This is a genomic window from Streptomyces sp. NPDC045956 (assembly GCF_056430705.1).
This window is the reverse complement of record NZ_JBWKKZ010000013.1, coordinates 1-22,582: the sequence shown is the minus strand read 5'-3', so window position 1 is coordinate 22,582 and position 22,582 is coordinate 1. Positions and strand designations below refer to the sequence as shown.

Genomic DNA, 22,582 nt, shown 5'->3' with positions numbered 1-22,582 from the left:
GAATCGACACAGGTCGTTCATACGCGGCGGCCAAAAGATCACGGTTGTCTCACACCGCAGGCACCGCCCGCACCGCACGCAGATCCGAAGGCCCAGGCCCCATGCCACCCACGCTCGCCTCGCTCGTCCACCACTCCGCGCTCAAGCTGACCGTGCGGGCGGGGGAGGACCGCCTCGACGTGCCGGTGCGCTGGGCGCACGTCAGCGAACTCGCCGACCCTGTGCCCTACATGGAGGGCGGCGAGCTGCTGCTGATCACCGCGTTGAAGCTGGACGCCGAGGACCCCGCGGTGATGCACCGGTACGTGAAGCGCCTGGCCGGCGCCGGCGTGGTCGGACTCGGATTCGCCGTCGGGGTCAACTACGACGACATCCCCGAGCCGCTGGTCGAGGCGGCCCGGCAGGAGGGGCTGCCGCTGCTGGAGGTGCCGCGCCGCACCCCGTTCCTCGCCATCAGCAAGGCCGTGTCCGCCGCGATCGCCGCCGACCAGTACCGGGCGGTCACCGCGGGCTTCGCGGCCCAGCGAGAGCTGACCAGGCAGGCCCTGTCCGGCGGTCCCGAAGGGCTGCTGGCCGCGCTCGCCACGCAGGTCGACGGCTGGGCGGCGCTGTACGACGCCTCGGGCGCCGTGGTCGCCGCGGCACCCGACTGGGCGGGCCGCAGGGCCGCGCGGCTCACCGGGGACGTCCAGCGGCTGCGGGAGCGCCCCGCTCCTGCCTCCTCGGTCGTCGGCGGTGCCGAGGGCGCGGAGCACGCCGAGAACGCCGACCGGGTCGAACTCCACTCCCTCGGCACCTCCCGCCGCCCGCGCTCGGCCCTCGCCGTCGGCACCGCCGCCGCCCTCGGCACCGCCGAGCGCTACGCCGTGCACTCCGCCATCGCCCTGCTGACCCTCACCACGGAGCGCTCGCGCTCCCTGCACGAGGCCGAACAGCGCATCGACGAGGCCGTGCTGCGCATGCTGCTGGCCGGCGAACCGGACCACGCGCGCACGGTCGCCGGGGACCTGTACGGCGCTCTGCTGGACGCGCCCTTCCGGATCGTCGTCGCCGAGTCGGCGTCCGCGTCCGCCGCGCGGGCGCACGCCGGCTCGCACGCGCGCGTGCCGGCCGCCCCGCCCAAGCCCTCCGCCGCCGCGCTGGCCGCCGCCGACACCGACGGCGACCCGCTCGGCGCGCTCGCCGAGGTCGTGGAGTCGGCGGCGGCCCGGTCCGGCGAGGCGGTGCTCGTCGTCCCCGAGGGCGAGCGGCTGGTGGTGCTCGCCGTGGACGGGGGCGCGGCCGTCGCCGCCTGCACCGAGTACGCCGCGGCGCTGGAGACCGCCCGTCCGGCGCCCGAGCCGAGGGCGGGCGGTGACGAGGAGGGCCTGGTCGTCGGTCTGTCGGCGCCCTCCGGGCCGATCGCCGCCTCCGCCGCGTACAAGCAGGCCGAGCAGGCCCTGTCGGTGGCCCGGCGGCGCGGGCGGGTCTGCGTGGAACACGAGCACCTGGCCGCCGGATCGGTCCTGCCGCTCCTCGCCGACGACGCGGTCCGCGCCTTCGCCGACGGCCTGCTGCGCGCCCTGCGGGACCACGACGCCACCGGCCGGGGCGACCTGGTGGCCTCCCTGCGTGCCTGGCTCTCCCGCCACGGCCAGTGGGACGCGGCCGCGGCCGACCTCGGCGTCCACCGCCACACCCTGCGCTACCGCATGCGCCGCGTCGAGGAGATCCTCGGCCGCTCCCTGGACGACCCGGACGTACGGATGGAGCTGTGGCTGGCCCTGAAGGCGACGTCGACGGAGAACAGCCCGTCCGGCGGGTGAGGACGGGGCCGCCGGGTCCACCATCCTCCGCCCCACCCCACCACTGCGCCCTGCCCCTGCCGCCCCGCCGTCCGCCCGGCTCCTCCCGCCCCACCTGGCCGCTGCGTCGAACAACCCCTTCCCACCACTACACGCCGGACAAGCGCCCCCCGCCGCCTGCCGCCCTACCGTGGACCCCGCACCCCCGTCACGTACTCACACCCAACGCGGAAGGGCCGGGACTCGACATGACTTCCACCCACGCCTTCTGGCTCGCCGGCCGCCAGGCCACCGGCGAGTCCGGCTTCGACGTCACGTCCCCCTGGGACGGCAGCCAGGTGGGCACGGTGAGCCTGCCGACCGACGCCCAGGTCGAGGAGGCCGTGGCCGCCGCGTACGCCGTACGGGACGAGTTCGCCGCCACCCCCGCCCACGTCCGCGCCGCCGCCCTGGACCACGTCAGCCGGCGCCTGGTCGAGCGCACCGAGGAGATCGCCCGCCTGATCTCCGCCGAGAACGGCAAGCCGATCAAGTGGGCCCGCGGCGAGGTGGGCCGCGCGGTGTCCGTCTTCCGCTTCGCGGCCGAGGAGGCCCGCCGGTTCAACGGCGGCGAGGCGCAGCGCCTGGACACCGACGCCGGCGGCCAGGGGCGGCTCGCCCTCACCCGCCGCTTCCCCAAGGGCGTCGTGCTCGGTATCGCGCCGTTCAACTTCCCGCTCAACCTGTGCGCGCACAAGATCGCCCCCGCGATCGCCGCCGGCGCGCCCATCATCCTCAAGCCGGCGCCCGCCACCCCCCTGTCCGGCCTGGTCCTCGGTGAACTGCTCGCCGAGACCGAGCTGCCCGCCGGCTCCTGGAGCATCCTGCCGGTGCCCAACGACAAGATGCCCGCCCTCGTCCAGGACGAGCGCCTGCCGGTCATCTCCTTCACCGGCTCCGAGACGGTCGGTTACGCGATCATGGACTCGGTGCCCCGCAAGCACTGCACCCTGGAGCTGGGCGGCAACGGCGCGGCCGTCGTCCTCGGCGACTGGGCGAGCGACGAGGACCTGGACCGGGCCGCGACCCGCATCGCGACCTTCTCCAACTACCAGGGCGGCCAGTCCTGCATCTCGGTGCAGCGCGTGATCGCCGACGCCGCCGTCTACGACCGCCTGCTGCCCCGCATCGTCGCCGCCGTCGAGGCCCAGGTCACCGGCGACCCGAACGACGACGCCACGGACGTCGGGCCGCTGGTCAGCGAGGCCGCCGCCGAGCGCGTCGAGGCGTGGGTGCGGGAGGCCGTCGAGGCCGGCGCCACCCTGCACACCGGCGGCAAGCGGGACGGCGCCTCCTACGCGCCGACCGTCCTCACCGACCTCCCGGCGGACACCACCCTCGCCTGCGAGGAGGTCTTCGGACCCGTCCTCAGCGTGCAGAAGGTGAACGGCGAGACCGAGGCGTTCGACGCGGTCAACGACTCCAAGTACGGCCTCCAGGCGGGTGTCTTCACCCACGACCTCCAGGCCGCCTTCCGTGCCCACCGCGCGCTGGAGGTCGGCGGCGTCGTCATCGGCGACGTGCCGTCCTACCGCGCGGACCAGATGCCGTACGGCGGCGCCAAGCAGTCCGGCGTGGGCCGTGAGGGCGTGAGGTTCGCGATGGACGACTACACCTACGAGCGGGTGCTGGTCCTGACGGGCCTCGCCCTCTGACCCACCCCCAGGGGCTGTCGGCCCGAGCCCACTGTGCGGGGGCTCGGGCCGTCGCCCGTCCGCGGGCCGATCCGCCGCCCCACCCGGTGCTTCCTCAGGCCGCGCGGTGGGAACGGCGACTCTCCGAGGCGGGACCCCGAGGGCCCAGGGGGACGAGTCGGGGCCGGGCGCCGGTCGATGCCGGTGCCCGGCCCCCTCGTGCCGGCTCGCTCCGGACCCTCAACCGGAGAAGCCGACGTGCGCGAGCCGCAGAGAGCCGCGCAGTCTGATGCGGAGGTCGTGCACGCCCTCGGCGGCCAGCGCGGCGCGCAGCTCCGTGTAGGCGTACGGACCCGGGGTGGGCTTGTCGGGGGAGAGCAGCACCGGTGCCGGGCCGCCGTCGAGGGTGATCTCTACGGTGCCTGCGCCCGCCACGCTCACCGTCACCCCGCTGACCCCGGCGCCGAAGTCGCAGGCCCGGTAGAGCAGTTCGCCCGTGCGTCCGTCCACGGGCGTCACCGCGTCGCCTGTCGTCTTCGTCAGGTCGACGATCTCCGTGCCGCTCTGCTCGTCGAAGCCGGCCGCCGCCAGCCCCCGTGCGCGCACCGGGCGCGGCGCGGTGGGCTCGCCGTCCAGGGTCACGGTCGCCGACAGGCGCACGTCCTCGCAGGAGGCGCCCACCAGCAGGGCGTACGGTCCCGGCTCCAGCCGCCACCGGTCCGGCGCCACGTCCCAGAAGGCGAGCGCGGACGACGGGACGTCGAAGGACACGTCCGCCGTGGCGCCCGGGGCGAGGGTGATCCGGCGGTGGGCCAGCAGCTCGCGGCGCGGACGGGGGACCGACGGGTCCTCGGCGCGGACGTAGAGCTGGGGCACCTCGTCGGCGGTGACGTCCCCGGTGTTGGTGACGGTGAAGGACACCGACACCCTCCCGGCCTCCGCCCGCGCCGACAGGTCCGCGTAGGCGAAGGACGCGTACGACAGACCGTGCCCGAAGGGGAACAGCGGGGTGCCCTCGAAGTACAGGTAGGTCTGGCGGCTGCCGATCACGTCGTAGTCGAGGAGACCGGGCAGGTCGGCGTCGTCCGCGTACCAGGTCTGCGGCAGCCGCCCGGCCGGGGAGACGTCTCCGGCCAGCACCCGGGCCAGCGCGGTGCCGGCCGCCTGGCCGCCGTGCGCGGTCCACAGCACCGCGGGCAGCGCCTGTGCGTCGACCGCGTACGGGTAGGCGGAGGTCAGAGCCAGCACCGTCTCCGGGTTGGCGGCGCGGGCCGCGCGCAGCAGCCGCTCCTGGTGGTCGGGGAGCCGCAGCGTCGTACGGTCCTCGGTCTCCCGCCCGTTGATGTGCGGGTCGTTGCCCGCCACCACCACGACCACGTCCGCCTCGGCCGCGGCCCGCGCCACCGCGTCCTCGCCGCGCTCGGTGACGACCAGCCCGAAGACCTCCGGGGCGTCGGCGGCTGAGGAGGCGGTGGCGGAGGAGGCGGAGGCGTCCGGCGCGGCAACCTTCACGCCGTCGGCGGCGACACGGACGTGACCACCCGTTCCCGTGTGCCTCAGGAGGTGCCCGTCCCCGTGCGGTTCCAGCCGGAAGGTCTCCTGCACGACCCAGCCGCCGGGCTGGTCGGCGGAGGCGCGCACGTAGCCGTCCTCGGCGACGGAGAGGTACCGGCCGTCGGGGGCCCGCAGGGTGAGCAGACCGTCCCCCCAGTCCACCAGGGCCAGTTCGGTGCCGGTGGCGTCGGTGGTCAGCGGCGGCAGGTCGGTGCGGCCGGCCAGCAGGGCCGGGTCGAGCGCGCCCTCGGCGCCGGCCGCCCGGTCCGCGGCGCCGTCCGACGGGAGGACGTGCAGGAACGTACCGGCGGCGGTCCTCAGCCGGACCCGGTCCACACCCTCCGCGAAGCTCACGCGCTCGGCGCCGAACCGCTCGTACACGCCCTCCAGCGGCGTGGAGCGGTGGATGAGCGTGCCGCTGTACCAGTCGAGCTTGCACTCGTCGGCGAGCAGACCGACGACGGCGATCCGGGCGTCGGGGGCCAGCGGCAGCACACCGTCGTTCTTCAGCAGGACCACGGCCTGCTCCGCCGCCTCCCGCGCCAGCTCCCGGTGGGCCGGCGTGTCGAACGCGGCGGCGACGTCCTCGGCGGTGGTGACGGCGTGCGGGTCGTGCTCCGGGTCGAACTCGCCGAGCCGGAACCGGACCGACAGCTGGCGGCGCACGGCCGCGTCGACGTCGTCCTCGGTCAGCAGGCCCTGCTCCAGGGCGCCTCGGACCCGCGCGACGATCTTCGAGGAGTCCGTGCCGTGGTCGGTGAAGCTGTCCACCCCGGCCCGCAGCGCGGCGGCCGTCGCCTCCTCGTGGGTGTCGAAGTAGTGCTCGGAGTCGACCAGGTTGGAGGGTGCGCCCGCGTCCGAGCAGACCAGGAGGTCGTCCCGCGTCCAGGTGCGCAGCTGCCGGTCGAGGTACGGGGAGACGTGGTTGGGGCGGCCGTTGACCAGGTTGTAGGCCGGCATCACCCCGGCCACCGCGCCCGCCTCGACCGTCTCGCGGAACGCGCGCAGGTCGTACTCGTGCAGGACGCGCGGGCGGACGGACGCCGAGGACGTGTCCCGGTCGGTCTCGTTGTTGTGCGCGAGCCAGTGCTTGAGGACGGGCGCGGTGCGCCAGTACGTCGGATGTCCGCCGCGCAGGCCGCGGGTGTAGGCGGTGGCGATGGCGGAGGTGAGCCTCGGGTCCTCGGAGTAGCCCTCCTCGTTGCGGCCCCACAGGGGGTGGCGCAGCAGGTTCACCGTCGGGGACCAGACGTTGAGGCCGACGCGATCGTCGCGGGCGCGCATCGCCCTGGCCTCCCGGGACACCGCCTCGCCCACCCGGCGCACCAGGTCCTCGTTCCACGTGGCGCCGAGCCCCACGGCCTGCGGGAACACGGTCGCCGGGCCCATCCAGGCGACGCCGTGCAGCGCCTCCTGACCGGTGCGGAAGGCGGCGACACCGAGCCGCTCGACGGCGGGCGCGAACTGGTGCAGGAACGCGGTCTTCTCGTCGAGCGTGAGCCGCGCAAGCAGGTCGTCGACGCGCTTCGCGAACGGCAGGCGCGGATCACGGAATGCGGGCGCGGGCGGCGTGGATGCGGTCACGTGGGGATCCCCTTGCGGTGGAGCGGCCGGACGCTTTCGAAGCGCTTCGATGCTCAGTCCCCACGGGGTCGGGTGTCAAGACACGGCCCGGCACCGCCTCCGACTTCTCGCCACAACCGGCGTGCTATATGAGCCGGTTAGGCCGGACCCGTCCCGCGCACACCTCCGAGGAATTACGGCATCGACTCTTGTGCACCCTCAGGCGTTCACTTAACCTCGCTGCAACATCGAAGCGCTTCGACGCCGAGGCCCGCACTCCCGCACGTGCCGTGAGGTGCGACGGAGACCGGGCACACCTCCGACGACCGCTTCAGCTCAGCCAGTTCCACTCGAGACACCGCAGCCGACGGCCACCGCCGGGTGTCCTGGTGCGCCACGAAGGGTTGACGCAATGACGCCGAACGCCGCCTCCGGCCCCAGCCGGAGAAAGTTCCTCGCCTCCACGGCGGTCGCCACCGCAGCGGTGGCCGGAGGCATGCCGCTGCTCTCCGCCTGCGGCGGATCCGACGGCGGCTCGCGCGACGGCACCACGTCCGCCAAGGACGCGAAGAAGCTGCTGCCGGCCTACGTGGCCAGCAACGTGGTCGCCCCCGACATCCCGAGCAAGAACGGTTCCGCGGTCGGTTTCACCAGCAAGCTGGACCTGGCGGGCCTGAAGACCTCGGTGCCCGAGAAGCTCGGCAAGGGCGGCCGGGTCACCGTCATGTCGCCGTTCTGGGGGTCCCCGCCGAAGGACGGCAACGCCTACTACAAGGCGATGAACGACCTCATCGGCGTCGACGTGGCCTGGCAGAACCAGGACGGCAACACCTACGACCAGAAGCTCGGCGCGGTCCTCGCCTCCAGCGAGGTGCCCGACGTGGTGGTCGTGCCCGGCTGGAACATGACCGGCAAGATACCCAGCGCCATCATCGGCAAGTTCGCCGACCTGGGCCCCTACCTCTCCGGTGACGCGGTCAAGGACTTCCCCAACCTCGCCGCGATCCCCACCGACGCCTGGCAGCGGTGCATCTTCGGCGGCAAGCTGCGCGGCCTGCCGATGCCGTCCTCGTACGTGCCCAACAACGTGCCCCTCTACCGCCAGGACATCTTCGAGAAGGAGGGGTACGAAGTCCCCACCTCCGCCGACGAGTTCATGGCACTGGCCAAGGAGGCCACCAACGCCAAGGCCAGGCGCTGGGCCTGCCTGGACATGAAGTGGACCGCCTTCTACTCCTTCGGAGTGCTCTCCGGCGAGGAGAAGTCGCTCGGCTGGAACGAGGTCGACGGCAAGCTGGTCTACCGCATCGAGACCGACGAGTACCTCGAGGCGCTGGAGTGGACCCGCAAGCTGTTCGCCGCCGGCGTCGTCCACCCGGACGCCGAACTGGGCAAGAGCAGCGCCCAGGACCCGGGGCCCAAGTTCGCCGCCGGCGAGTTCCTCGTCTACAACCAGGACATCTCGCAGTGGTGGAGCCGCACCGCCGAACAGGCCACGCAGAACCCCGAGTTCAAGATCTGGGGCATGGACATCTTCGGCCACGACGGCGGCGCCCCGACGCTGTGGGCCAAGAACCCGGCGAGCATCTTCGCCTTCGTCAACAAGAAGGCCTCGGAGTCGGTGATCCGTGACGTGCTGGCCGTCGCCAACGTCACCGCGGCGCCGTACGGCACCAAGGAGTACATGGCGACCAACTACGGCGTGGAGGGCACCCATTACAAGGTCGAGGACGGCGTCCCCACCAAGACCGACCAGGGCAACATCGACGTGATGAACGCCTACGTGATGATCGCGAGCCCCGCCGCGACCATGGCCCGTCCCGACTTCCCCGAGGTCGGCAAGGGCCAGGTCGAGTGGCAGCAGCGGATGGGCGCCTTCACCAGGAAGTCCGCGTTCTACGGCATGCAGATCACCGAGCCCGCCCGCTACACCAACCTCTCCAACGACTTCGAGCAGCTCGAGGACGACTTCGTCCGCGGCCGCAAGAAGATGAGCGACGTCCAGCAGGCCGTCTCCGAGTGGCGCAGCAAGGGCGGCGACAAGCTCCGCGACTGGTACCAGAAGCTGCTCGACGAGAACGGCTCGGCGGCGAGCTGACCGGCGCGGACGAGGCGAGGAGAACGGCCGTGTCGCACAGCACGGTGCCTCGGAGCAGGGCCGAGGCCGATACGACGGAGAAGACCCCGGTGGCGTCCGACGGCGCCACCGGCCCCCGGACGCGGAAGACGCCGTCCGGGAAGCTGAAGCTCGGGCTCAGACTCAGACGCGACCGCGTGCTGCTGCTGATGACGCTGCCCGCCGTGCTGCTGGTCCTGCTCTTCAACTACCTGCCGATCCTGGGCAACGTCGTCGCCTTCCAGGAGTACGACCCCTACCTCAGCGACAACGGGATCGTCTCCATCCTGAACAGCCCCTGGGTCGGCCTGGAGAACTTCCAGCGGATCTTCGAGGACTCCGCCTTCTGGAACGCGGTCCAGAACACACTGGTCCTCTTCGTCCTCCAGCTCGTCCTCTACTTCCCGGTCCCGATCCTGCTCGCGCTGCTCATCAACAGTGTGGTCAGGCCCCGGGTGCGGGCCGTGTCGCAGGCGATCCTGTACCTGCCGCACTTCTTCTCCTGGGTGCTGGTCGTCGCCGTCTTCCAGCAGCTCTTCGGCGGCGCCGGCATCCTCTCCCAGCTGCTGCGGGAGAACGGGTACGACGGTCTGAACATCATGACCAACCCGGACACCTTCGCCTTCCTGATCACCGCGCAGAGCGTGTGGAAGGACGCCGGCTGGGGGATCATCGTCTTCCTCGCCGCGCTCGCCTCGGTCAACCACGACCTGTACGAGGCCGCCGCGATGGACGGCGCGGGCCGCTGGCGCCGCATGTGGCACGTCACCCTGCCGGCGCTGCGCCCGGTGATCGCCCTGCTGCTGGTGCTGCGCGTCGGCGACGCCCTCACCGTCGGCTTCGAACAGATCCTGCTGCAACGGGACTACGTCGGACCCGGCGCGGCCGAGGTCCTCGACACCTTCGTGTGGTGGAACGGCGTGCGCAACCAGGACTTCGGCTACGCGGCCGCCGCCGGCCTCGTCAAGGGCGTCATCAGCCTGGGCCTGGTGCTCGCCGCGAACAAGGTGGCCCATCTGATGGGCGAACAGGGGGTGTACAAGAAGTGACCACCGTCATCGACAAGGACGTCCGGCAGCCTTCGCGGAAGCCGGGCCGCTGGGCGGCCCCGCCCCGGCCGGTGTGGGAGGAGAAGCCCAGCACGGCCGGCGTCGCCGGCAAGGGCCTGGTGCTGGGCCTGGCCTGCCTGGCGATCGTCTTCCCGCTGTGGATCGTCATCGTCACCAGCCTGTCCTCGCGCGGGACCATCGACGAGGCCGGCGGCCTGGTGATGATCCCCAAGGACATCACCTTCGTCGCCTACCAGGAACTGCTCAGCGGCGGCCAGGTCACCCGCGCCGCGCTCGTCAGCGTCGGCATCACCCTCGTCGGCACCGCCTTCTCGATGACGGTGTCCGTGCTGTGCGCCTACGGCCTGTCCCGCACCGGCTCACTGGGCCACCGCTGGATCCTGATGCTGCTGCTGGCCACCATGTTCTTCAGCGCCGGCCTCATCCCCACCTACCTGCTGGTGCAGTCGCTGGGGCTGACGGACAGCTATCTCGCACTGATCCTGCCGAGCGCGATCAGCGTCTTCAACATCCTGGTCCTGCGCGGCTTCTTCATGGGCATCTCCCAGGAGCTGATCGACAGCGCCCGCATCGACGGCGCCGGGGACTTCCGCATCCTGTGGCGGATCGTCATGCCGCTGTCCCGCGCCGTCCTCGCCGTGATCACGCTGTTCTACGCCGTCGGCTACTGGAGCGCCTGGTTCAACGCCTCCCTGTACCTGAACGACCAGGACATGATGCCGCTGCAGAACGTCATGATCCAGCTCGTGCAGAAGCAGGAGGCACCGGTCGGCCTCGGCCAGGCGATCAAGACCGGGGAACTGTCCGGCCTCGCCGTGCAGATGGCCGTGATGGTGATGGCGCTGCTGCCGGTGGCCGTGCTCTCGCCCTTCGTCCAGCGCCACTTCAAGAAGGGGATGCTCACGGGGGCCGTCAAGGGCTGACCCTCCCGACCACCCTGCCCCCCGCAAGCAGAGAGCCCAGCCGATGCCGAACCTGTCGGACACCACCCGCCACCGCATCCTCTACGGCGGCGACTACAACCCCGAGCAGTGGCCCGAGGAGACCTGGCACGAGGACGTCCGCCTGATGAAGGACGCCGGCGTCAACTCCGTCACCCTCGGCGTCTTCTCCTGGTCGAAGCTCGAACCGCGCCCCGGAGCCTACGAGTTCGGCTGGCTGGACCGCCTGACGGACCTGCTGCACACGCACGGCATCGGGGTCGTCCTCGCCACCCCCACCGCCTCGCCCCCGCCCTGGCTGGGCCACCTCCACCCGGACACCCTGCCCCGCGACGAGGACGGCCGCACCGAGTGGTGGGGCGGCCGACAGCACTTCTCCCACTCCAGCACCACCTACCGCCGGCACGCGGCAGCCGTCACCGAGGCCCTGGCCGCCCGGTACGCGGACCACCCCGCGCTCACGATGTGGCACATCAACAACGAGTACTGCACCTCCGACCACGGGGACGAGGCCGCCACCCGCTTCCGCCGCTGGCTCCGCGACCGGTACGGCACCCTCGACGCCCTCAACACCGCCTGGGGCACCGCCTTCTGGAGCCAGGGCTACGGCGACTGGGAGGAGGTCGCCCCGCCCCGTCGCGCCCACTACCTGAAGAACCCCACCCAGGTGCTCGACTTCCGGCGCTTCACCTCGGACATGCTCCTGGAGTGCTACGTCGCCGAACGCGACATCGTCCGCCGCCACACCCCGCACCTGCCGGTGACCACCAACTTCATGCCGCTGTGGTTCGGCCAGGACGCCTGGCGCTGGGCCGAGGAGGAGGACGTGGTCTCCGTCGACCTCTACCCCGACCCGCGCGACCCGCTCGGCGCACAGCACGGCGCCCTGGTGCAGGACATGACCCGATCCCAGGCACGGGGCCCGTGGATGCTCATGGAGCAGGCCGCCGGACCCGTCAACTGGCGTGCGGTGAACCACCCCAAGCCGCGCGGCCTCAACCGCCTGTGGTCCCTTCAGGCCGTGGCCCGCGGCGCCGACGCCGTCTGCTACTTCCAGTGGCGCCAGTCCCGGCAGGGCGCGGAGAAGTTCCACTCCGGGATGCTCGGCCACGCGGGCCCGCAGGGACGCACGTACCAGGAGGTCAAGCGGCTCGGCGCCGACCTCGCCCGGCTCGGCCCGCACACCGCGGGCACCCGCGTCACCGCCGGCATCGCCGTCCTGCACGACTGGCACGCCTGGTGGGCCGGCGCCCAGGAGGCCCGGCCCTCCACCCGCTTCGACTACCCCGACGTCCTCCACGCGTGGCACCGGGCCCTCTGGGAGGCCCACCTCACCACCGACTTCGCCCACCCGGAGCACGACCTGAGCCCGTACAAGGCGGTCGTCGTGCCCCAGCTCTACGCCCTCACCGACGCGGCGATCGACAACCTCCTCGCCTACGTCCGCGACGGCGGCACCCTCGTCTGCGGCTTCCTCACCGGCGTCGCCGACGAGGACGACCGGATCAGACCCGGCGGCATGGACGCCCGGCTGCGCGCCCTCTTCGGCATCCGCACCCTGCACGAGTGGTGGCCCCTGGAGGCCGACGAGCCGGCCGCCTGCGACGGCTTCCGCGGCACCCTGTGGTCCGAGGAGATCGAACCCGACGGCACCGCCACCGAAACCGTCCCCTACCGGGGCGGCGAGCTGGACGGCATGCCGGCCGTGCTGCGCAAGGGCAGGGCCTGGTACCTGTCGACGCTGCCGGAGCCCGAGGCGCTGCGCGGGCTGCTCACCCGGGCCGCCGCCGAGGCGGGCGTCCGTCCCGTGCTCGACGGCCTCCCCGCGCAGGTCGAGGCCGTACGCCGCGGTGACCTGCTCTATCTCCTCCACCACGGCCGCGAGCCGGTCACCGTCGACGTCCCGGGCACCCACCGCGACCTGCTGACCGACGCGACCGTCACCGACCGGCTCACCCTCGGCCGGTACGGCGCCGCGGTCCTCGCGGAGTCCGCCTCATGACCGGCACCCGCCCGGCCGACGGGCCCGTGCACGGCACCTGGGAGCCGAAGCCCGCTACCCGGTGGGAGGACGCCTTCCTCAGCGGCAACGGCCACCACGGAGCCCTCGTGTTCGGCGATCCGAACGCCGACCGGGTCGTGGTCACCCACCACACCCTCGTCCGCCCGGACGGCGACGACGCGTTCCGCCGCCCACCCCGGCTCGCCGCCGACCTGCCGGCCCTCCAGGACCGCCTGCTCGCCGGGGACGCCACCGCCGCCGAGGACTTCACCGACGGCCGCCCGCTGCAATGGGTGCGCTCCTTCCACCCGGCCTTCCAGCTGCGCCTGAACAGACCGCCCGGCGACGTCCGCGCCGCCTACCGCCGCTCCGTCGACTTCACCACCGGCGAGACCACCGCCACGCACTCCACCTGGACCAGCCGCGTCTTCGTCTCCCGCGCCGACGACGTGATCGTCCAGCGCCTCACCGCCCCGCACGTCACCCTCGACCTCTCCCTCGACCCCCGCCTCCCCGGCGCACCCGCCGGGCTCGCCGTCGGCCAGGGCGCGGTCCGCACCCCGGAGGGCGCCCTGCTCAGCCTGCGGGCGCACTACCCCGGCAGCGACCTCGCCTACACCGGCGTCACCCTGGTCGCCGTCACCGGCGGCACCACCCGGCTGGTCCCGCCGGGCGTCCTGGTCGAGGGCGCCACGGAGGTACTGCTCCTCACCCGGGTGCGCCGCCACACCGGCGAGCTGGACGTGGCCGCCGAGGGCCGCGCCCTGCGCGAGCTGCCGGACGCGGCGTCGTACGACGGACTCCTCGACCGGCACCTCGCCCTGCACCGCACCGCCTACGACCGCGTCACCCTCGACCTCGACGCGGACCCCGCGGAGCGCGCCCTGCCGGGCTCGGCCCTGCTGGAGCGCGCCGGCGGCCCGGCCCTGCTGGAGCGCCTCTTCGCCGCCGGCCGCTACCACCTGCTCTCCGCCAGCGGCCTGCTCCCGCCCCGGCTGACCGGCCTGTGGACCGGCGACTGGAACACCGCCTGGTCCGGGGCGTTCACCACCAACGCCAACCTGAACCTCCAGACCGCGTCCGCCGCGGCCGCCGCCCTGCCCGAGGTCACCGAGGCCCACGCGGCCCTGGTCCACCGCCAGCTCCCCGACTGGCGCGACAACGCCCGAGCGATCTTCGGCGCCCGGGGTGTCGTGGCGCCCTCGCACACCGACGGCGAGTCCGGGCACACCTACCACTTCAGCCGCGAGTACCCGCTCCACCTGTGGACGGCGGGCGCCGACTGGCTGCTCAAGCCCCTAGTGGACCACGACGAGACCCGCGGCGCCCGCGACCCCCGCACCACCGCCGCCCTCGCTGAAGTCGCCCTCTTCTACGAGGACTTCCTCACCCGCACCGACGACAGCGGCCGGCTGGCGGTCGTCCCCTCCTACTCGCCCGAGAACCGCCCCGCCAACGCCGGCTGGGGCACCCTCGACGCGGCCATGGACCTCTCCGCCGCCCGGCACGCCCTGCTGACCGCGGCCGACCGCCATCCCGAGCACGCCGACCGCTGGCGGACTCTGGCCGACCGCCTCCCGCCCCACCGGACCAACGCCGACGGAGCCCTCGCCGAATGGGCGCGGCCCGGCTTGGACGACACCTACGACCACCGCCACCTGAGCCACCTCTACGGGGTGTGGCCGCTCGACGAGATCAACCCGTACGACACCCCCCGTCTCGCCGAGGCCGCCCGCCGCGCCCTCGAACTACGCGGCGCGGAGAACGACTCCGCCCACGGGCACCTCCACCACGCCCTGGTCGCGGCCCGCCTCCGGGACGCCGGACGGGTCGCCCACTGCCTCGCCCGCGTCCTCGACGGCGACTACTTCCACCCCTCCCTGATGAGCGCGCACTACCCCCACCGCGACGTCTACAACGCGGACGCCGCGCACACGCTCCCGGCCGTGCTCATCGAGATGCTCGTGCAGTCCACACCGGACCGGCTGGTCCTGCTGCCCGCCCTCCCCGCGTCCTGCCCGCGGGGCGAGATCCGAGGCGTACGCACCCGCTTCGGAGCCGAACTCGACCTCGCCTGGACGCCCGACGGGACGGCGCGAGCGCTCCTGCGCCCCGGCCGCACCGTCCGCGTCGAACTCCGGACCTCCTCCGGCGCCGAACCGCTCGACCTGGTCGCCGGAGAGGACCGCGCCCTCGGCATCGCCGGCATGCCTGCCGTGGCGCGGTAGCCCCGCACCTCCCCCCACCCATGGAAGGAACCCCCATGGCACCACGCACCCGCACCCTGACCGCGCTGCTCGCCCCCGTCCTCGCGCTCGGCGTCACCGTCGGCGTCGCCGCCGCCCCCGCCCAGGCCGCCGTCTGGAACTCCTGCGACCAGTGGGGCAACACGAACCTGAACGGCTACACCCTCTACAACAACATCTGGGGCTCCGGCGCCGGCGCCCAGTGCGTGTGGGCCAACTCCGGTACCAACTGGGGCGTCTGGGCCGACCACCCGAACACCGGCGGCATCAAGTCCTACCCGAACTCCAAGAAGGTGATCAACAAGCCGATCACCTCCATCACCTCGCTCACCAGCAGCTACAACGTCACCGTCCCGTCGTCCGGCGCCTACAACACGTCGTACGACATCTGGGACACGGACTACGACTACGAGATCATGCTCTGGGTCAACCACAACGGCGCCGTGGGCCCGCTCGGCAGCCCGCAGGGGACGGCCACCCTCGGCGGCCACACCTGGAACGTCTACAAGGGGAACAACGGGGCCAACGAGGTCTTCTCGTTCCTGCGCACCTCGGACTCGAACTCCGGCACGGTGAACATCCTCCCCGTCCTGAAGTGGATCAAGGACACCAAGGGCTGGATGGGCAACGAGACCATCGGCGACGTGCAGTTCGGCTACGAGATCACCTCGTCCGCCGGCGGCCTGGACTTCCGCACCAACAACCTGACGGTCAGCGGCGGCTGACCCGGCACGCGGCGAGGGGCCGGTCCCGCCCGGGACCGGCCCCTCCACTCCGCCGCGGGCCCGGCCCGTGTCCGCCGGGCCGGGGAACGAGGGACCCTACGGCCTTACGGGCGCCGGGCCGGAGCTGGCCCGGACGGTCAGCTCCGGCGCGAGCAGCACGACCTCGTCGCTCCCGCGTCCGCCCAGCTTGGCGAGCAGCTGCTCCACCGCGTGCCGGCCCATGTCCTGCGCGGGCACGGCGACCGACGTGAGCCGCACCGAGGCCTGGGTGGCGACCTGCTCCGGGCAGACCGCCACCACCGACACGTCCTCGGGCACCGCACGGCCCTGCTGGCGGAGCAGGGCGAGCAGCGGCTCGACGGCCGCCTCGTTCTGGACGACGAAGCCCGTGGTGCCGGGACGCTCGTCGAAGATCCGGGCGAGGGTCGCGGCCATCGCGTCGTACCCGCCCTCGCAGGGACGGTGCAGCAGCCGCAGTCCCAGCTCCCGCGCGCGCGTGCGCAGCCCGTCGAGGGTGCGCTCGGCGAAGCCGGTGTGCCGTTCGTAGACCCCGGGAGCCTCGCCGATGACGGCGATGTCGTGGTGCCCCAGCCCCGCCAGGTGCTCCACGCACAGCGCGCCGGTCGCCCGGAAGTCCAAGTCGACGCAGGTGAGCCCCTCGGTGTCGGCGGGCAGCCCGATCAGGACGGACGGCTGGTTCGTGCCCCGCAGCAGGGGGAGCCGCTCGTCGTCCAGTTCGACGTCCATCAGGATCATCGCGTCGGCGAGTCCGCTGCCGGTGACGCGGCGCACCGCGTCGGGGCCCTCCTCGCCGGTGAGCAGCAGGATGTCGTACCCGTGGGTCCGCGCGCTGGTGGCGACCGCGATGGCGATCTCCATCATCACCGGCACGTACATGTCCGTGCGCAGTGGGATCATCAGCGCGATGATGTTCGACCTGCTGCTGGCCAGGGCGCGGGCGCCGGCGTTCGGATGGTAGCCGAGCTTGCGGATGCTCTCCTCGACCCGCTGCCGGGTGGTGGTGGAGATGGACCGCTTGCCGCTGAGGACATAGCTCACCGTGCTGGCCGAGACTCCTGCGTGCTGGGCGACCTCGGCGAGGGTGACCATCCGGCTCTCCAAGTGATGTGAAGCGCTTCGACAGCGCGCGAGAGATGCGGGGACGAGCGAGGGTGGTCCGACACTAGCGCCCGGGCGGGTGGAGTGTCCATAGGCAGTCGAAGCGCTTCGACTGCCCGTTTTCTCCGGGATGCTCCCTGCGGGGCTTCGGCCGAACGGCCGCACGAAGGGTGGTGGGGCCGCCCGCTCTCGGGTAAATACGATCGGGTAGCACCGACCAGTAAGTCACGTACGTCCGCAAGGCCGCGCGGCACGCCTCCGGCGATCTTGGTGGACGTGCTTCCCCCCGATGCCGATTCGCGGCGAGGTGAGACTCATGTCCGCCCCCACCACCCCCTCCTCCCGACCCACCGTCACCGAACGCGAGGCCCGACAGGTCGCCGAGGCGGCCCGGGAACAGGACTGGCGCAAGCCCAGCTTCGCCAAGGAGCTGTTCCTCGGTCGCTTCCGCCTCGACCTGCTCCACCCCCACCCGCTCCCCGCCGACGAGGACGTCCAGCGCGGCGAGGAGTTCCTCGCCAAACTGCGCGACTTCTGCGAGACGAAGATCGACGGCTCCGTGATCGAGCGCGACGCGCGCATCCCGGACGAGGTGATCACCGGGCTGAAGGAGCTCGGCGCCCTCGGCATGAAGATCGACACCAAGTACGGCGGCCTCGGCCTCACCCAGGTCTACTACAACAAGGCCCTCGCCCTGGTCGGGTCCGCGAACCCCGCGATCGGCGCGCTGCTCTCCGCCCACCAGTCGATCGGCGTGCCCCAGCCCCTGAAGATGTTCGGCACCCAGGAGCAGAAGGACACGTTCCTGCCGCGGTGCGCCCGCACCGACATCTCGGCGTTCCTGCTGACCGAGCCGGACGTCGGCTCGGACCCGGCCCGCCTGGCGACCACCGCCGTGCCCGACGGGGACGACTACGTCCTCGACGGGGTGAAGCTGTGGACGACCAACGGTGTCGTCGCCGACCTGCTCGTCGTCATGGCCCGCGTCCCGAAGTCCGAGGGCCACAAGGGCGGCATCACCGCCTTCGTCGTGGAGGCCGCGTCCGAGGGCGTCACGGTCGAGAACCGCAACGCCTTCATGGGCCTGCGCGGTCTGGAGAACGGCGTCACCCGCTTCCACCGGGTGCGCGTCCCGGCCGCGCACCGCATCGGCGCCGAGGGTGCCGGGCTGAAGATCGCCCTGACCACCCTGAACACCGGTCGCCTCTCGCTCCCCGCGATGTGCGTGGGCGCCGGCAAGTGGTGCCTGAAGATCGCCCGCGAATGGTCGGCGGTGCGCGAGCAGTGGGGCAAGCCGGTCGCGCTGCACGAGGCGGTCGGCTCGAAGATCGCCTTCATCGCGGCGACGACCTTCGCCCTGGAGGCGGTCCTGGACCTCTCCTCCCAGATGGCCGACGAGGACCGCAACGACATCCGCATCGAGGCCGCCCTCGCCAAGCTCTACGGCTCCGAGATGGCCTGCCTGATGGCCGACCACCTGGTCCAGATCCGCGGCGGCCGCGGCTTCGAGACGGCCGCCTCCCTCGAAGCCCGCGGCGAGCGCGCGGTGCCGGCCGAGCAGATCCTGCGCGACCTGCGCATCAACCGGATCTTCGAGGGCTCCACCGAGATCATGCACCTGCTGATCGCGCGGGAGGCCGTCGACGCCCACCTCTCGGTCGCGGGCGACCTGATCGACCCCGAGAAGACGCTGTCGGACAAGGCACGCGCGGGCGCACAGGCGGGCGTCTTCTACGCCAAGTGGCTGCCGAAACTCGTCGCGGGGCCCGGCCAGCTCCCGCGTGCCTACGCCGACTTCCACCCGTCGGGCCATCCCGACCTCTCCGGGCACCTGCGCTACGTCGAGCGCACCGCCCGCAAGCTCGCCCGCTCCACCTTCTACGCCATGTCCCGCTGGCAGGGCCGGATGGAGACCAAGCAGGGCTTCCTCGGCCGGGTCGTCGACATCGGCGCGGAGCTGTTCGCGATGAGCGCCGCCTGTGTCCGCGCCGAGCACCTGCGCACCCGGGGCGAGCACGGCCGCGAGTCCTACCAGCTCGCCGACGCCTTCTGCCGCCAGGCCCGGATCCGCGTCGAGGAGCTGTTCGGCCGCCTGTGGAGCAACACCGACGACCTCGACCGCAAGGTCGTCAAGGGCGTGCTGGGCGGCGCCTACGAGTGGCTGGAGCAGGGGATCGTCGACCCGTCCGGCGACGGCCCGTGGATCGCCGACGCCTCCCCGGGCGCCTCGCAGCGGGCGAACGTGCACCGCCCCGTCAGGTGAACCCCGCCCGGCGGCGCGGCGCCGGGCCCACCGCACCCCCGCCCGGAACCCGCGCGCGCCCCGGGCGGGCGGCCGGGGGAGCGGTCTCCCGGCCGGGGGCGGACCCGGCGGCCTCGGCCGCTCCCGAGGGCCGGCGGGCGCTCCCTCACCCGGCCGCGCCCGCCGCCCGGCTGCGCCCCGCCGCCCGGCTGCGTCCCGCCGCCCGGTTGCGTCCCGCCGCCCGGTTGCGTCCCGCCGCCCGGCTGCGCCCGCCGCCCGGCTGCGCCCGCCGCCCGGCCGGGAGCCCGACCGCGTCCGGCGGGGAACACCCCCGCGCCCGCCCCGGAGCGCCGGTGCGCCCGGGCGGGGACGCCGGTGCCCCGGCCGGGGACACCTCCGCGGTCCACCCGCCGGGACCTCGTGACACCCGTGCGAGGGACGCGCTGTCCTCGCGGCGGGCGGTTGCGGCAACAATGGGGGGATGAGCGACAGTCCAGCCCCACTCGCCGACCCCCACCTCGTGTACGACCCGGTGGCGGGCGACGGCCCGAAGGACGTGGTGATCCTCGGGTCCACCGGGTCGATCGGGACCCAGGCCATCGACCTCGTGCTGCGCAACCCGGACCGTTTCCGGGTCACCGCCCTGTCCGCCAACGGCGGCCGGGTCGCCCTCCTCGCCGAGCAGGCGCACCGGCTGGGGGCGCGGACCGTCGCCGTCGCCCGCGAGGACGTCGTCCCCGCGCTGCGCGAGGCGCTGGGCGCCCGGTACGGCAGTGGGGAGCCGCTCCCCGAGATCCTCGCCGGACCCGACGCGGCCACCCGGGTCGCCGCCTCCGACTGCCACACCGTCCTCAACGGCATCACCGGCTCCATCGGGCTCGCCCCGACCCTGGCCGCCCTGGAGGCGGGCCGCACGCTGGCGCTCGCCAACAAGGAGTCGCTCATCGTCGGCGGCCCGCTGGTCAAGGCCCTCGCCAAGCCCGGGCAGATCATCCCGGTCGACTCCGAGCACGCCGCTCTCTTCCAGGCGCTGGCCGCCGGCACCCGCGCCGACGTGCGCAAGCTGGTCGTCACCGCCTCCGGCGGCCCGTTCCGGGGCCGGACCAGGGAGCAGCTGGCGGGCGTCACCGTCGAGGACGCCCTCGCCCACCCCACCTGGGCCATGGGCCCGGTGATCACGATCAACTCCGCGACCCTCGTCAACAAGGGCCTGGAGGTGATCGAGGCCCACCTCCTCTACGACATTCCCTTCGACCGCATTGAGGTGGTCGTGCACCCGCAGTCGTATGTCCACTCGATGGTGGAGTTCACGGACGGATCGACCCTGGCCCAGGCGACGCCCCCCGACATGCGGGGGCCCATCGCCATCGGCCTCGGCTGGCCCGAGCGGGTCCCGGACGCCGCCCCGACCTTCGACTGGAGCAAGGCCTCGACCTGGGAGTTCTTCCCGCTGGACAACGAGGCCTTCCCCTCGGTGAACCTCGCCCGGCACGTCGGGGAGCTCGCGGGCACGGCCCCGGCGGTGTTCAATGCCGCCAACGAGGAGTGCGTCGAGGCGTTCCGCCGCGGCGCGCTGCCGTATCTCGGGATCATGGAGACCGTCACGCGGGTGGTCGAGGAGCACGGCACCCCCCGTACGGGAACCTCGCTCACCGTCGCGGACGTCCTCGAAGCGGAGACCTGGGCGCGCACCCGGGCCCGGGAACTGGCGGCACAGACGGCGGAGGCCCGTGCATGACGACCCTGATGTTCATCCTCGGCATAGTCCTCTTCGCGGTCGGCCTGCTGTTCTCCATCGCCTGGCACGAGCTGGGGCACCTGTCCACGGCCAAGCTCTTCGGCATCCGCGTGCCCCAGTACATGGTCGGCTTCGGGCCGACGCTCTTCTCGCGGAAGAGGGGCGAGACCGAGTACGGCGTCAAGGCCATCCCGTTCGGCGGCTACATCCGCATGATCGGCATGTTCCCGCCCGGCGCCGACGGCCGGGTGGAGGCCCGCTCCACCTCGCCCTGGCGCGGCATGATCGAGGACGCCCGCTCGGCCGCCTTCGAGGAACTCCAGCCGGGTGACGAGAAGCGCCTGTTCTACACACGCAAGCCCTGGAAACGGGTCATCGTGATGTTCGCGGGCCCGTTCATGAACCTGATCCTCGCGGTGGTGCTGTTCCTCATCGTCCTGATGGGCTTCGGCATCTCGCAGCAGACCACCACCGTCAGCTCCGTCTCCCAGTGCGTCATCTCCCAGACGGAGAACCGCGACGACTGCACCAAGTCCGACCCGGCCTCCCCGGCCGCCGCGGCCGGCCTCAAGGCGGGCGACAAGATCGTCTCCTTCGACGGCGTGCGCACCGACGACTGGGACCAGCTGTCCAACCTGATCCGCGCCAACCCCGGCGACAAGGTGCCGGTCGTCGTCGAGCGCGGGGGCCAGGAGGTCACCCTCCAGGCGACCATCGCCACCAACCAGGTCGCCAAGAAGGACGGGAACGGGCAGATCGTCGAGGGCGAGTACGTCACCGCCGGCTTCCTCGGCTTCAGCGCCGCCACCGGCGTGGTGAAACAGGACTTCGGCCAGTCCGTGACCTGGATGGGCGACCGGATCGGCGACGCCGTCGACTCCCTCGCCGCCCTGCCCGCCAAGATCCCCGCCCTGTGGGACGCGGCCTTCGGCGACGGGCCCCGCGAGGCCGACTCCCCGATGGGCGTGGTCGGCGCCGCCCGCGTCGGCGGCGAGATCGCCACCCTCGACATCCCGCCCACCCAGCAGCTGGCCATGTTCGTCATGCTGGTGGCCGGCTTCAACCTCTCCCTGTTCCTGTTCAACATGCTCCCGCTGCTGCCGCTCGACGGCGGCCACATCGCGGGCGCGCTGTGGGAGTCGCTGCGCCGCAACGCGGCCAAGGTGCTGCGCCGCCCGGACCCGGGCCCGTTCGACGTGGCGAAGCTGATGCCGGTGGCCTACGTGGTGGCGGGCATCTTCGTCTGCTTCACCCTTCTGGTGCTGGTGGCGGACGTCGTCAATCCGGTACGTATCAGCTGATACCAGGACGGTCCGGGTGATCCGGACCATTCGAGCGGTCCGGCGAGGAGCCCGATCCTGGAGCATGTCCTTCCGGGTCGGGCTTCACGCCGGCCGCCCGGCAGAAGGGCGCCAAAGGGTGTATCTCGCGTACGCCCCGTGCCGGGCGTTCACGTCGGTGCCGTAATCTCGAAGGCCGGAGCCCGCCGCTGAACGGGGCCGGACCTGATCCACGACTTGGGGTTGCACAGCAGATGACTGCGATTTCTCTCGGCATGCCGGACGTTCCGACCAGGCTCGCGGAGCGCCGCAAGAGCCGGCAGATCCAGGTCGGGACCGTGGCGGTGGGCGGCGATGCCCCCGTGTCGGTCCAGTCCATGACCACGACCCGTACGTCGGACATCGGTGCGACGTTGCAGCAGATCGCGGAGCTGACGGCGTCGGGCTGTCAGATCGTGCGGGTGGCCTGTCCCACGCAGGACGACGCGGACGCGTTGCCGGTGATCGCGAGGAAGTCGCAGATCCCGGT

Annotated in this window: 14 protein-coding genes; 12 read left to right on the top strand and 2 right to left on the bottom strand. The window is 72.6% G+C overall.

Annotation, left to right across the window (positions count from 1 at the left end):
* The first annotated feature begins 101 nt into the window (after window positions 1-101).
* Complete coding sequence (locus AC07FV_RS29180; protein ID WP_479090387.1) at window positions 102-1,805, top strand: PucR family transcriptional regulator; 1,704 nt, start codon at window positions 102-104, stop codon at window positions 1,803-1,805.
* A 227-nt stretch (window positions 1,806-2,032) separates the two neighbouring features.
* Entirely contained in the window at window positions 2,033-3,478 is a 1,446-nt protein-coding gene (locus tag AC07FV_RS29175; protein WP_479090386.1) for an aldehyde dehydrogenase family protein, read from the top strand.
* A gap of 219 nt (window positions 3,479-3,697) precedes the next feature.
* Here the strand turns inward: AC07FV_RS29175 and AC07FV_RS29170 are convergent, their stop codons facing one another.
* On the bottom strand, window positions 3,698-6,595 hold the full coding sequence (locus AC07FV_RS29170) for a glycoside hydrolase family 3 C-terminal domain-containing protein (protein WP_479090385.1): 2,898 nt from the start codon (window positions 6,593-6,595) through the stop codon (window positions 3,698-3,700).
* A gap of 391 nt (window positions 6,596-6,986) precedes the next feature.
* Here AC07FV_RS29170 and AC07FV_RS29165 point away from each other — a divergent pair, with 391 nt between their 5' ends.
* The 6 genes from AC07FV_RS29165 to AC07FV_RS29140 are packed head-to-tail and all read left to right on the top strand — an operon-like array spanning window position 6,987 to window position 15,674.
* Complete coding sequence (locus tag AC07FV_RS29165; protein ID WP_479090384.1) at window positions 6,987-8,672, top strand: extracellular solute-binding protein; 1,686 nt, start codon at window positions 6,987-6,989, stop codon at window positions 8,670-8,672.
* Window positions 8,673-8,701: 29 nt separating this feature from the next.
* Window positions 8,702-9,739 carry an ABC transporter permease gene (locus AC07FV_RS29160; protein WP_479090383.1) on the top strand — a complete coding sequence of 346 codons (1,038 nt, stop codon included), beginning with the start codon at window positions 8,702-8,704 and terminating at the stop codon, window positions 9,737-9,739.
* Window positions 9,736-10,683: a carbohydrate ABC transporter permease gene (locus AC07FV_RS29155; protein ID WP_383645631.1), complete on the top strand. Its 948-nt coding sequence runs from the start codon at window positions 9,736-9,738 to the stop codon at window positions 10,681-10,683. Before AC07FV_RS29160 ends, AC07FV_RS29155 begins: the two co-directional genes overlap by 4 nt.
* Window positions 10,684-10,726: 43 nt before the next feature.
* Window positions 10,727-12,703: a beta-galactosidase gene (locus tag AC07FV_RS29150; protein ID WP_479090382.1), complete on the top strand. Its 1,977-nt coding sequence runs from the start codon at window positions 10,727-10,729 to the stop codon at window positions 12,701-12,703.
* Window positions 12,700-14,931 carry a glycosyl hydrolase family 95 catalytic domain-containing protein gene (locus AC07FV_RS29145; RefSeq protein WP_479090381.1) on the top strand — a complete coding sequence of 744 codons (2,232 nt, stop codon included), beginning with the start codon at window positions 12,700-12,702 and terminating at the stop codon, window positions 14,929-14,931. Before AC07FV_RS29150 ends, AC07FV_RS29145 begins: the two co-directional genes overlap by 4 nt.
* Before the next feature lie 35 nt (window positions 14,932-14,966).
* Entirely contained in the window at window positions 14,967-15,674 is a 708-nt protein-coding gene (locus AC07FV_RS29140) for a glycoside hydrolase family 12 protein (RefSeq protein WP_479090380.1), read from the top strand.
* Between the two features lie 96 nt (window positions 15,675-15,770).
* On the opposite strand, the gene AC07FV_RS29135 is transcribed toward AC07FV_RS29140, so the two are convergent.
* The gene (locus AC07FV_RS29135) at window positions 15,771-16,784 is read right to left on the bottom strand and encodes a LacI family DNA-binding transcriptional regulator (protein ID WP_479090379.1); all 1,014 of its coding nucleotides are present in this window, start codon (window positions 16,782-16,784) and stop codon (window positions 15,771-15,773) included.
* Between the two features lie 325 nt (window positions 16,785-17,109).
* On the opposite strand from AC07FV_RS29135, the gene AC07FV_RS29130 reads away from it, so the two are divergent.
* The 4 genes from AC07FV_RS29130 to AC07FV_RS29115 form a co-directional block, all read left to right on the top strand.
* Window positions 17,110-19,056 (top strand): acyl-CoA dehydrogenase family protein, encoded by a 1,947-nt coding sequence (locus tag AC07FV_RS29130; protein WP_479090378.1) that lies wholly within the window; start codon window positions 17,110-17,112, stop codon window positions 19,054-19,056.
* 460 nt (window positions 19,057-19,516) lie between these two features.
* A complete protein-coding gene (gene dxr / locus AC07FV_RS29125) occupies window positions 19,517-20,773 on the top strand; it encodes a 1-deoxy-D-xylulose-5-phosphate reductoisomerase (RefSeq protein ID WP_356612182.1) in 1,257 nt (418 codons plus the stop codon).
* Window positions 20,774-20,781: 8 nt separating this feature from the next.
* Window positions 20,782-22,074, top strand: coding sequence for a M50 family metallopeptidase (locus AC07FV_RS29120; RefSeq protein ID WP_383645921.1), 1,293 nt, complete (start codon window positions 20,782-20,784; stop codon window positions 22,072-22,074).
* A 233-nt stretch (window positions 22,075-22,307) separates the two neighbouring features.
* Window positions 22,308-22,582 (top strand): flavodoxin-dependent (E)-4-hydroxy-3-methylbut-2-enyl-diphosphate synthase (locus AC07FV_RS29115; protein WP_479090376.1); only part of this gene is annotated, 275 nt, incomplete at its 3' end.